We start from the raw sequence: 10,889 nt of genomic DNA, 5'->3' as shown, positions 1-10,889 counted from the left end.
TGATTGCACCCGCGCTACTGACCAGAGCTCCCAGGACACCGCCGATCGTTGTACGGAGTCGTCGCGATGCGCGACGACTCGTCCGAGGCAATGGAGAACACACACGTGCGGGAAATTGAGCGCTTACCGACAATTTGAACCTTCAGCAAAACTTCGACCTTTTCTCCATCTTCACCGGAGAGCGAATCGATACGGATCGACCGGCCATCATGGAAGCCTCAACGCACCCCCTGTACCAGCAGCGAACCATCATCATGGTGCCTGACGACGTCGTCGAAGAAGCGCTGGACTCTGACGCAACAAGCAAGCGCATCATGAGCAAGGGCCTCGGGCCGGCGCTGGGGGACATCGTGGGGATTCGCCTCAACCTGAATCTCATCAAGAGCAAAGGGGTGCCTGTCCAGACCGTTCATGCCGGGAATCGATCAGACGGCTATAAGCGGAACCGAGGCCTCTACAACGGAGCGGCAATCGCATACCAGAAGGCGGTAACGCTGGAAAACGCATACTTTAATGTGTCGCAGAAGGGACGGGAAGATGTGGCATCCGGTGCTGTGAGCAAGTTTCCGCTTGCATCGGTGGATGGCGCCTTCATGGATGCCGCTCCGGATTTTTCGGGGCTTGAAATCAGCTTCAATCCAAAACGTGTACGGCTCTTTTGCGATAGTGAAAACCGCCCCATCCGGTTTGCAGAACAGGCCACCATCTATGCGAATCGCATCTATGTTCGGGGCCGAGTCGAGTACTACTCAAAGGAAACGGCGCCAGCCAAAGTTGGCTCCTCGCCATGCAGCATCGTATTCTGAGAATGCGACGTAACCGTTAGACCAAGCCCACTTCCTTGCGAGGTGGGTTTTTCTTTGGATAATCAACCCGTGCACTCCCCCATGCGAACACTCAAGGTGTCAAAATAGCAAAATCTTGCCATGTTAGGCTACTGTCTGGAGTGAGGTTGGAATGTGCGTGAATTACTTGCCGGTTTCGAGAAAGACGCTTGTGGAGACGTTTCACGCCCCTGTCTCGACTGATGCTGCCTGGCCCGACGAGGCCTACCAGGATTATCTGGCGCCACTGATCAGACACGATGGGCAAGGAGGGCGCGAGTCTCTTGTCGGTTCCTATGGCATGGTGCCAAAGCAGCATATGCCGCCAGGCGTCAAACGATTTTCGACAATGAACGCCCGTTCGGAAACCGTTGGCCAGCTGCGAAGCTATTCTGGAGCATGGAAGCGCTGCGATTTTTGTCTGGTGCCAATGGACGCGTTTTATGAGCCCAATTGGGAGACGGGAGAGCATATTCGCTACCGTATCGATATGGCCGACAAGTCGCCATTTGCAGTAGCGGGTCTGTATCGCCAGTGGGAAGAAGCCGATGGTCAGCTATCCTTCTCCTTCACCCAGCTCACCGTGAATGCCGATGAACATCCTCTGATGAACAAGATGCATCGAATCGATGACGAAAAGCGGTCGCTGGTGATTGTTCCGCCTGAGGATTACGATGCCTGGCTTACTTGTCGGAACCCGGAAGAAGCACGCTCCTTTCTTCGGCTTTTTCCAGCCGACCTCATGGCGGCGAGACCAGAACCGAAGGCATCGAGGAGCAAGAAGGAAGGTGCTCGGCAAGCAGCACCAACGACAGGCGACTTGTTCTAAGCCTGAATCGCTCAATAATTTTCCTCATCTTCTACTTCGCCTAGCTGGTGGATTGCCTGGAGCAGGGCAGTGTAGTCGGCGCGGCGAATGATTTCATCAAACGGGCCGGTCAGCCGGGATGGATTCTGCAGGAAGTATTTGAACTGGAAATTCTCGCACCAGTCGAGGAAGGTCGGATGGTCCGGCTCCTCCCGTGAAGTAATGATGCTCTCCGCAGAGAGAACCGGTGCCAGCGACAAATCCATCAGCCGCAGGTTGCGCCGGTAGGTAGCCCGACCTTCCTCGCTTGCCAGGTTTTTGTGCGCGACCAGCCGCGGCTCGAACTCGCCGGCGTCGACTTTGGCAAAGAAGTCTTCCACGCTGCCGAAGTCGGCCAGAATCTTCGGCGCGGTCTTTTCGCCGATTTTCGCGACCCCTTCAATCGAGTCGGAGGTGTCGCCGACCATGGCCTTGATCTGGACGAAGTCACGGGCGTTTCGCGCGCCCACTGCCGCCTCCATCTCCTCGGGGGTGCAGATATGGGTATCAGTGCGGTGATCGAGCCAGGACGCCCCCGGCTGGAGATTTTGCAGCCAGTCATGGTCGCCGGTGAGGAACTTCACGGTATGGCCGTTGGCAACGAGCTGCTTGCCCAGCTGGTGACCTATATCGTCCGCCTCGGCGTTCGGGTCGTGCAGCTGCATGAGCCCCAACTTGGCCAGCATGATGCGCAGGTAAGGCATCTGCTGATTCACCGACGCGCGGGCCGCGAGCGACGCCTCGCCTTTCTTGCGGCCGCTCTTGTAGTCCGCATACAGGTCATAGCGCCATTTCGCATGGCCATCCCACAGCAGGACCGGCACGAATGTCGGGTTTTCCCTCACGCGTTTGGCCAAAGTGCGGATGGTGACGTAGATCGCCTGGACTTCGTCGCCATTCTGGGCCCGCATAGGCGCTGAAAAATGGGATGCATAGGCAATGGAATAGCAGTCAACGAGGAGGATATCCATCCTTGGGTCGTCCTTATACGGGGTGCTCAAATCGTCGGATGGTCCGGCAAGTCCGCCTTTTTACAGCCCGGCCCGACCACCCCAAAGCGCTAATTTTATAACCTGTAACGCTCAAAGTAAATCTGCACGTATTATAACCTGCTGTTTTTTAAGCTCTTTTTCGAAGTTTTTTCTTCATCTTACAAATCGATGTCACCCATTTCCTACCTGTAAGGACCTCGCAAGTGTCTTTGTCACTTCAACCAATTTTTCATATTTCAGGAGATCGATATGTCGATTCAGATGATTCAAACTTCCCAAGCTAACCAAAACCTCACAGTCGTCGGCTTCCGTCCGAACGGTGATTCCTACAAGGGCACTGTTTGCGGAGCGACTCCGTTCGAAGCGAAGATGGGCCTTCTGGCTGATTTTCGCTACTCGGAGGATGGCGGTGATCTCTCAATTTCTTGTGTTCTTGACACAAGTACCGGCAGGCTGTTGGACCAGGTCGGCGTCTCTTCGGAAGAAGACCTTTTTACAGAGGTCGAGGCCGTCGATACCGCCCTGTTCCATGCCTCACAGGGTGGGAGCCGCGAGCGGATCAAGGCATATCTCAGTTTTTTTGAGTATGTCCTGACCGACTTGCCGGAGGTGTTTGAAGGGCTTGTAGGAGGGAGCAGGGTAGCAGGTGAGGATTTGGCCGTTCAGTACGAGGATCTGAAGGGCAGGACGTATGAATTTTTGCCTTCAGAGGCATTGCTGGTGTTGGCTGAGAAGGCCTTGAAGTCGGATCGCAGTGGCGCATCCCTTCAGGTCAAGAAGATGGCCGAGCGGGCAGGGGTGGCGCTGGACCGCGCGATCGCTGTAGCGCTGGGCTGAGGGCTGGTGGATTGAGGGGTTCCGACCTGAGGGTCGGGACCCCTTTTCCTTTTCCGCGTCTGTTCTCATGTGGCGCATATAGATGGGTCAGGCGAAGCAATGGTGCCTCGCCGCAAACCAATGGAGAGCAATATGAAAAAGATGTTAGTGGCGGTGATGATGGTGATGGGCCTGCTCACGGGGTGTTCCGACGATAAGTTCGCAATGGAGGCGAAGTCCGGCCAGCGCGGAGCCGGATCGACGGTGCAGCTTGATGGCAAGGAGGGTGTCATGACGGTCCTGGCACTGCCGCCGGATCATCCGGACGGTGTCAAATACCACGTTACGATGAAAGAGGATGGTGTCCTCACCAAGATCGGTAACCTGGCGGGATCCAAATTGATCGAGCTTCACGTCAAGGAACTCAATACAAAGATCAACTTTGCAGCGATTCCAAACCAGGGCTATTTTTGCGTGGAATGCGTATCGCTCAAGCTACCGCAAAATTGGACTGTGACAAAGGTCCAGTAATCCTCAATCAAGCCACCCTTTCCTTGAAGGGTGGCTTTTCTTTTTCCGTTTCGGTGTGGCGCATTCCAGTATTACACCCCCTAACGGAAAAATTCCACATGATGCAAAGCCCGAAAGTCTATGTCGGCACCGACGACAATGTCGTCGTCTGGCGCCTCCGCAAGAACAAGCAACTGGAGTATCTGGCAGTTGTGATCGATACGCAGCTGCTGTATGTCCGCAAGGATGGCGCTCCGGTGCTTATGACCGTACCAATCCACGAATGTCCTTTGCAAATCGTCACTGAGTTGCTTGGCCAGGATGACCCGGCGCAGGCATTGAAGGACCTGATTGCCAACGGCTCGTTCGATGACATCAAGGATCTGGTCACCGATCCCTTCCTCACCCAATGGGACAAGCTGGTACAGCCGCAAGGCGAAGCACAGTTGTTTTCCCCACCACCCACAACCGTCACAATTCTGGAGTTTTGATGATGATTGCAGCAGATATTTCACGCCTGTTTGAGGAAAGCACTGCCCAGAAGGCGGACATCAAGAGCAGTCCGCCGATGGCAGCCTGGCCGGGGATCCACGGTTTCTTGCTGACAGCCGATCCCGAGCAGACGATCAACGCTGAGGACTTCATGAACAGCAGTTTGGTGTCGGTGGCCACGGAATTCGTGGCAGCCGCCAAAGGCTTCAACCATGATGACAAGTGCGGAAACGAACACCATCGATGCTGGAAGGTCAGCATGAAGGCAGGCGGCGTTGTCTATTTCCTTTTTCATGACATGCCGATCCTGCGCGACGCGATCAGCAAGATTGCCGACCCCGGTCCGGTAAGCCATTTTGTTGGCGTGGCTTACTTTGTTCCGGTTGAACAGGCGTTGTTTCTGAAACCGTTCGATGCGTACTTGCGAAACATGCTGGCCCTTTCTGGGCTGTCATCCTTCAACGATATGATCGAGGCCATGTCCAGCCAGGCGAAAGCCTTGCTGGAAAAGCTGCCGGAGTCGCAACGCCACTACTTCATCGACAAGTTCCAGAAGTCTCTGGCAAACGGATTACCCGCTCTTCCAGCAACCGATTGAAACCTAACCCGCCCAGCTCACCGGGCACCCGCCGCGATCCAGCAGAATTTTTTCTGTCGGATCGCGGTTTTTTTTGGCCGCGGCGCTCCTATTTCCCACTTCTGGACAGTGGCATTCGGCTGGCCAGGGTGTGATTTAATAGCGTGCACCAGATGAGGGGTCATTGGACAGCGTGATGGGAGGAGTTGAGGTTGCAGGTTGAGTGAACAAATGCAGGGTTTCGTGTTGACCCGCCACTGGCGCGACACGGCCGCTGGCACGGAAGTCGACTTTTGGCTCGCGACCGATGAGGGGCCGCGCCATGTGCGCCTGGCGCCGCAGCCGTCCGTGGCATTCATTCCGGCCGAGCAACGCGAGAAAGCAGAGGAATTCTTGCGCGGCGAACGTTCGGTCGAGTTCCGTCCGCTCGCACTGAGCGATTTTCGCCGGCGACCTGTGGTGGGCTTGTATTGCAGCCTATACCAGCAACTGATGAAGCTGGAAAAGCGGCTGCGTCAGAGTGGCATCGATGTCTACGAAGCCGACGTGCGCCCCCCGGAGCGTTACCTCATGGAACGCTTCATTACCGCGCCTGTTCGCATCCTTGGACAGCCGGGCCCAGGCAAAGGGAAGTTCATCGACAGTCATCTGAGGCCTGCACCTGGATACCGTCCACGCCTGAGAGCCGTGTCGCTGGATATCGAGACCAGTGCGCAAGGCGACCTGTATTCCATCGCCCTTGAGGGTTGTGGCCAGCGTCAGGTGTACATGCTTGGCCCTTTCAACGGCGGTGAGGACCAGCTCGACTTCACGCTGGAATACTGCGAAAGCCGTGCGGAGCTGCTTGAACAGTTGTGTCGGTGGATGGAGCGGCACGATCCGGACGTGATTATCGGGTGGAACGTAGTGCAGTTTGACTTCCGTGTCCTGCAGCAGCAGGCGGACCTCCACCGCGTGCCATTGCGCCTCGGACGGGATGGAAGCTTGATTGAATGGCGCGAGCATGGCAGCAAGGAGCATTTTTTTGCCGCGGTCGCGGGTCGCGTCATCATTGACGGCATTGAAGCCCTCAGATCGGCATCCTGGCACTTTGCATCTTTCAGTCTGGAGCATGTCGCGCAAACGCTGCTGGAAGAAGGCAAGGCGATCGACAATCCTTACCAGCGCATGGCGGAGATCGAGCGACGCTTTGTCGAGGACAAGCCCGCCCTTGCGCGCTACAACCTCAAGGATTGCGAACTGGTGACGCGGATCTTTGCCAAAACCGACCTGATGAATTTTTTGCTCGAGCGCGCAAGCTTGACCGGGCTGGGCATCGACCGCAGCGGTGGCTCCGTGGCCGCGTTCGAGCATCTGTATATGCCAATGATGCACCGCCAAGGCTATGTCGCGCCCAACTTGGGCGATGTGCAGGGGGAGGGCAGTCCAGGCGGCTTTGTCATGGATTCCCGGCCCGGCCTGTACGATTCGGTGCTGGTTCTGGATTACAAGAGCCTGTACCCCTCCATTATCCGCACCTTTCTGATCGATCCGGTCGGGCTGGTTGAAGGCCTCGCCAATACCGATGACAGTGCGACTGTGCCGGGGTTTCGAGGCGCCCGGTTCTCGCGGGACAAGCACTGCCTGCCGGCGATCGTCAATCATGTGTGGCAAGGACGCGAGGCAGCCAAGCGAGAAGGCAACCAACCGCTTTCGGCGGCCCTGAAAATCATCATGAATGCGTTCTATGGTGTACTCGGCACACCGGGGTGTCGCTTTTTCGATTCCCGCCTGACGTCCTCGATCACGATGCGCGGCCATGAAATCATGCACCGCACGCGGGAACTGATAGAGGAACATGAGGAATACCAGGTCATCTACGGCGACACCGATTCCACCTTTGTCTGGTTGAAGGTCGCTCATACAGAGGCACAGGCAGTCGAAATAGGGAACAGGCTGGTGGACCATGTCAACGAGTGGTGGAGAAACCACCTGCGGCAGGAATTTGGGTTGGATAGCGCTCTTGAGCTGGAGGTCGATGTCCACTACCAGCGCTTTCTAATGCCGACCATTCGCGGTTCCGAAGAAGGCAGCAAGAAACGTTACGCTGGCCTAATCATCAATCCCGATGGCAGGGAAGAACTGGTCTTCAAGGGATTGGAATCGGCTCGCACCGACTGGACGCCCTTGGCACAACAATTTCAGCAGGATTTGTATCTGCGCATATTCAAGGGAGAGCCCTATCGCGACTACATACGGGACTATGTCGCCCGCACCTTCAAGGGCGATCTCGATGCGCTGCTGGTGTATCGGAAGCGTCTGCGTCGACCTTTGGAGGAATATCAGCAAAACGTCCCGCCACATGTCCGCGCCGCGCGTATCGCGGATGAGTTCAACCGGAAACAAGGACGTCCTCAGCAATATCAGAACCGTGGATGGATACGCTATGTGATGACGACGGCCGGTCCAGAGCCTCTGGAAACCCGGCGCTCGCCAATCGACTATGAGCATTATCTGACGCGCCAGTTACAGCCAGTTGCGGATGCCATATTGCCGTTTCTCGGCGATCACTTTGCCTTATTGACTAGCCGCCAACAGAGCTTGTTTTGATTCGACTTTGCAAATCCGCTCAACGTAATTTCCTTCGTCTAAGCTTCCTTCGAGCACAGTCGTAACGTAACCGTTGGAGCAAGTGCTCAGGACCAATCACGTTGTAGATCGCGCTGCGATTCGCAGTACCGGTACTGACTCCAGGCACAAACGTATTTCGCTCCTGGAAAGTGGTTAGACGCCAGATCGCCGACCTTTCCAGTGTGGTGCTCCGTCCTGTAAAAAGAAGGTTTTGCTAAAGTCGGTCGATTCAGACTTTAGATAGCCAAGATCTGCGAGAGCATCTAAATAGGCTACGATAGGCGTATGGATATTGGGAAGAGCCTGTTTCTCGCTCTCCGATACAAGCTCCATGTGTTCTCGTGGTAATTCAAATCCAGTCCTGATAGGAAATATAAGGCGGCACTTTAAAGAAACAATTCGTGAGTAGAATGAATTACTGCCATTTTTCGCTTGGGACAAAATGAGTGCATACAAACCCGCTTGCCATACCTTCCGCGGGACCAGAAAGATGCTTTCGCCTGGGACTTCGATGTCAAGATAGTTGGGTGGATTACTCCAATCAAGCTTCATCATGTTAGCTGCCGAAAGCCATAGCTTGTGTTCTGGCCCTGCTTTATTAAACGCGTAGCGCTCCTGCTGAAACTCAGGGGACTTCTCAAATTCTTTGAATTCTGCCAGCCTCTGTAATGTCGCCTGTACTTCAGGTGTATGCAGGCGCTTGGCGATCAAATCATTCTGATCTGACATGGCGGCTTCGTCCTGCGCCTGGCGCTGTAGTTCAGAACTTAGATCAGTGATCCTTGGATGTTCAATCCAAAGCTTATGGGTAACGCTTTCAACTACAGCATGTTTTAGTGTGTCCCAGTTCCAAGCAGCGATCATGCTGGACAGGTCAATTTCGACGCATGCTAGACCCAGTGCTTGGATTTTTCCGCGCTTTATATCGTCCACAAAGTGCGTTACCGCGATTTCCACCAAGAGCGCGCGCTTGCCAATCTTGCAAATCAAGTCCGGAACAATGTCGCCCAGCCGCTGTTCTTCCGTAACAGCATCAAACACAACAGATTGGGAGGGAAGCACTGTCTTAGATACCGTATGCGCTACGCCCTTTGCATCGTACGCTGTAGCCGTCAAGGTTAGGTCCGGCAGGACCATTCGGCACTCCTTCGACAACACAGCCTTCGCCGCAAGGTGAAGTGCCGTCTGCAACCCCCCTGCGCAATCGGTACCGCCTTCGTGGGCAAAGTGGTGGATGGTTATCAATCCCTGCTTTGCTACCATCCGGTCACCGCAGGACGGACAGACGCAACCGCATCCTAGCCCATTAGGAACATCGTTGATGTGTACCAAGTCTTTTCCGCGGAGGGCAAAGGTAACGGGAACAGTCGTCATAGCCTGCTCAGTGACATGAATAGATTAGCCCTAACACGCGGTTATTTTAGTCAGATATTGAAAAACTTTTTCAACACGAATGCCACGACGATAATCGCGAGTAGCAATTTCCAGTTAATCAACTTCTTATTTCCGCTCTCCTGTGGCGGCTGTGCTTTTATCTGCGCTTGCCTAAGTCGGTATTCATTCACTTTTCGAATAGCAGTATCGCGTGTATCAAGCATTATTACGCCTGCATGAAATTGCTCGCTGTTAGAGGCATTCATGTCTAGGCCATCCCAGAAGCATCCAAGTGCATCACGGCCGTATGGCGGCTGAGGTGGTAGCGATATCTTCAAGTGCTGCTCCATAATTACAATACTGCAATTCTACAAGTTAGTTGCACATAGGGAAATTGGGGTAGCCTAATTTCTCTATGTGCTTGTCCTGACGGTTAAGGTCCATTGCACACCTATTTGGTATTCTTGATATTTTCATAAGGCAGTAGGAAAGAAGAAATATGCCGGCTATTGAGTTGAGCACCGAGGAAGCACCTGGAATGTACCGGCGCCTCGCCAGAGCAATCGGTGAAGCGAACTGGCAAGGTGCGGTGGAGAGGCAGGAAGATGCGATACGGTCGAATTTTTTTCTCCGTGACTATCTGCGTTCGGAGTACGCCATCGCATATCAGTTGGACCATCTGCGAAAACTGGCGGCGCGGTATGGAGAGGTGCCACACGACGCCTGCAATAATCCAGGTATTTTTCCTGCTTTGGCCTTCGGTGCACAGGTGCTCGAAGTCCTAGAGCGGAGCATAGGCGGTCAGGGTAAAACATTCGTCAAACGAGTTCAAACCGCGTTCAGAAGCGTTGAAAACATGCACGGTCTTCTCTTGGAACTGCAGGCAGCGACTCACTTCGTCCGTCGAGGGCACCATGTGGCACTGCACAGACGGAAAAATGAAGGGACTTTTGATCTCCTGGTCGAGGATCTCGGTCCTAATGGGCTTGAAATTGAATGCAAATCCATCTCCGAAGACAAGGGCCGCCGCATTCATCGCCGAGATGCGCTGGAATTTTTGGGCGAGATGCAAAAGGACTTGGCCAGCGTCGCGAACAACCTGTCCTCGGGGCTTGTAGTAGTACTGACTGTTCCTGACCGCTTACCCAGAGAGACAGAGCAGAGAGCCGTTCTCGCAAGAGAGGTCATTGCTCAAATCAACACCGGGAGTAGCGCGACTTTGAGTGGAGGTACGAACGTGCGCATAGTGCCTTTCGATCCTGTTTCGGTCGACACAACAAAAAATGAGAGCCGCGAGCAATGGAGGAAGGCCATTGATGCAGTGACCGGCACAGTAAATCGCGATGCAGTCTTTTACGAAACTTCTGCAGGCGGCATGCTAGCATTCGTGATGCAAAGCACAGTCAGTGATGACGTCCTTAATCAGGTATTCGCAACTCTCGACGATTCCGCCGCACGCCAATTCACTGGCGGTCGAGGTGCTTTGTTCTGGGTAGCGTTGCAGGGCGTAGATGCCACTGAGTTGCAGTCCTTGCACGACCACGACAATCTCACGGACGGACAACCAACGTCATTGAGACTAGCTGCTAGCAACTTCCTCCATCGCGCGCCTGGACACATTGTCGGTGTCGTATTCAATAGTCGAACCGGCCTTCTTCCCGCCATCGAAGGAAGCACCGACTCTGGCGGACGCACATACTTTTTCTTGAAGGAGGAAAGCCCTTTTTGGCATGCAAGCTTCCGGAATCCGCTGACCATTCCAGGGAATACAGACTAAGAGGCCGTTTTTAAAATATTGCGCTCTGGTATGCCGTGTCTGACACCTTCTATTTCGCTGTTTTTCATTC

General features: G+C 54.4%; 11 protein-coding genes and 1 pseudogene. 8 read left to right on the top strand and 4 right to left on the bottom strand.

Translation table 11 applies throughout. The annotated features are described in order from the left end of the window. Window positions 1-134 precede the first annotated feature (134 nt). Window positions 135-806 carry a hypothetical protein gene (locus IGW04_RS11025; RefSeq protein ID WP_194713124.1) on the top strand — a complete coding sequence of 224 codons (672 nt, stop codon included), beginning with the start codon at window positions 135-137 and terminating at the stop codon, window positions 804-806. Window positions 807-957: 151 nt separating this feature from the next. After that, complete coding sequence (locus IGW04_RS11020) at window positions 958-1,653, top strand: SOS response-associated peptidase (RefSeq protein ID WP_194713123.1); 696 nt, start codon at window positions 958-960, stop codon at window positions 1,651-1,653. Between the two features lie 11 nt (window positions 1,654-1,664). Here the strand turns inward: IGW04_RS11020 and IGW04_RS11015 are convergent, their stop codons facing one another. Further along, window positions 1,665-2,642, bottom strand: coding sequence for a 5'-3' exonuclease H3TH domain-containing protein (locus tag IGW04_RS11015; RefSeq protein WP_194713122.1), 978 nt, complete (start codon window positions 2,640-2,642; stop codon window positions 1,665-1,667). A gap of 270 nt (window positions 2,643-2,912) precedes the next feature. Here IGW04_RS11015 and IGW04_RS11010 point away from each other — a divergent pair, with 270 nt between their 5' ends. From IGW04_RS11010 to IGW04_RS10990, 5 genes are all read left to right on the top strand, one after another. Next, on the top strand, window positions 2,913-3,500 hold the full coding sequence (locus tag IGW04_RS11010; protein WP_194713121.1) for a hypothetical protein: 588 nt from the start codon (window positions 2,913-2,915) through the stop codon (window positions 3,498-3,500). A gap of 132 nt (window positions 3,501-3,632) precedes the next feature. Beyond that, window positions 3,633-4,010, top strand: a complete 378-nt coding sequence (locus IGW04_RS11005; RefSeq protein WP_194713120.1) for a hypothetical protein — start codon at window positions 3,633-3,635, stop codon at window positions 4,008-4,010. 98 nt (window positions 4,011-4,108) lie between these two features. Then, a complete protein-coding gene (locus tag IGW04_RS11000) occupies window positions 4,109-4,480 on the top strand; it encodes a hypothetical protein (protein WP_194713119.1) in 372 nt (123 codons plus the stop codon). Continuing rightward, window positions 4,480-5,079, top strand: coding sequence for a hypothetical protein (locus tag IGW04_RS10995; protein ID WP_194713118.1), 600 nt, complete (start codon window positions 4,480-4,482; stop codon window positions 5,077-5,079). The genes IGW04_RS11000 and IGW04_RS10995 overlap by 1 nt, the downstream gene beginning before the upstream one ends. 210 nt (window positions 5,080-5,289) lie before the next feature. Next, a complete protein-coding gene (locus IGW04_RS10990) occupies window positions 5,290-7,647 on the top strand; it encodes a DNA polymerase II (RefSeq protein ID WP_407672096.1) in 2,358 nt (785 codons plus the stop codon). 174 nt (window positions 7,648-7,821) lie between these two features. Here the strand turns inward: IGW04_RS10990 and IGW04_RS10985 are convergent, their stop codons facing one another. The 3 genes and pseudogenes from IGW04_RS10985 to IGW04_RS10980 all read right to left on the bottom strand — a co-directional run bounded on the left by IGW04_RS10985 (window position 7,822) and on the right by IGW04_RS10980 (window position 9,380). Further along, complete coding sequence (locus IGW04_RS10985) at window positions 7,822-8,805, bottom strand: hypothetical protein (protein ID WP_228527004.1); 984 nt, start codon at window positions 8,803-8,805, stop codon at window positions 7,822-7,824. Window positions 8,806-8,877: 72 nt separating this feature from the next. Then, window positions 8,878-9,042: pseudogene (locus tag IGW04_RS26215) on the bottom strand (competence protein CoiA family protein); the annotation flags it as partial. A 50-nt stretch (window positions 9,043-9,092) separates the two neighbouring features. Next, window positions 9,093-9,380, bottom strand: a complete 288-nt coding sequence (locus IGW04_RS10980; protein ID WP_194713115.1) for a hypothetical protein — start codon at window positions 9,378-9,380, stop codon at window positions 9,093-9,095. A gap of 161 nt (window positions 9,381-9,541) precedes the next feature. Between IGW04_RS10980 and IGW04_RS10975 the strand changes: the two genes are divergently transcribed. Then, on the top strand, window positions 9,542-10,819 hold the full coding sequence (locus IGW04_RS10975; RefSeq protein WP_194713114.1) for a hypothetical protein: 1,278 nt from the start codon (window positions 9,542-9,544) through the stop codon (window positions 10,817-10,819). Window positions 10,820-10,889: the final 70 nt, after the last annotated feature.

The organism is Noviherbaspirillum soli (assembly GCF_015352955.1).
Taxonomy (GTDB): Bacteria; Pseudomonadota; Gammaproteobacteria; order Burkholderiales; family Burkholderiaceae_D; genus Noviherbaspirillum_A; species Noviherbaspirillum_A soli.
This window is presented reverse-complemented; position numbering and strand designations above follow the sequence as displayed.

Coding starts and splice junctions, on each gene's coding strand:
- IGW04_RS11020 (WP_194713123.1), top strand. CDS start 958: ATGTGCGTGAATTACTTGCCGGTTTCGAGAAAGACGCTTGTGGAGACG.
- IGW04_RS11015 (WP_194713122.1), bottom strand. CDS start 2,642: ATGGATATCCTCCTCGTTGACTGCTATTCCATTGCCTATGCATCCCAT.
- IGW04_RS11010 (WP_194713121.1), top strand. CDS start 2,913: ATGTCGATTCAGATGATTCAAACTTCCCAAGCTAACCAAAACCTCACA.
- IGW04_RS11005 (WP_194713120.1), top strand. CDS start 3,633: ATGAAAAAGATGTTAGTGGCGGTGATGATGGTGATGGGCCTGCTCACG.
- IGW04_RS11000 (WP_194713119.1), top strand. CDS start 4,109: ATGATGCAAAGCCCGAAAGTCTATGTCGGCACCGACGACAATGTCGTC.
- IGW04_RS10995 (WP_194713118.1), top strand. CDS start 4,480: ATGATGATTGCAGCAGATATTTCACGCCTGTTTGAGGAAAGCACTGCC.
- IGW04_RS10990 (WP_407672096.1), top strand. CDS start 5,290: ATGCAGGGTTTCGTGTTGACCCGCCACTGGCGCGACACGGCCGCTGGC.
- IGW04_RS10985 (WP_228527004.1), bottom strand. CDS start 8,805: ATGGTCCTGCCGGACCTAACCTTGACGGCTACAGCGTACGATGCAAAG.
- IGW04_RS10975 (WP_194713114.1), top strand. CDS start 9,542: ATGCCGGCTATTGAGTTGAGCACCGAGGAAGCACCTGGAATGTACCGG.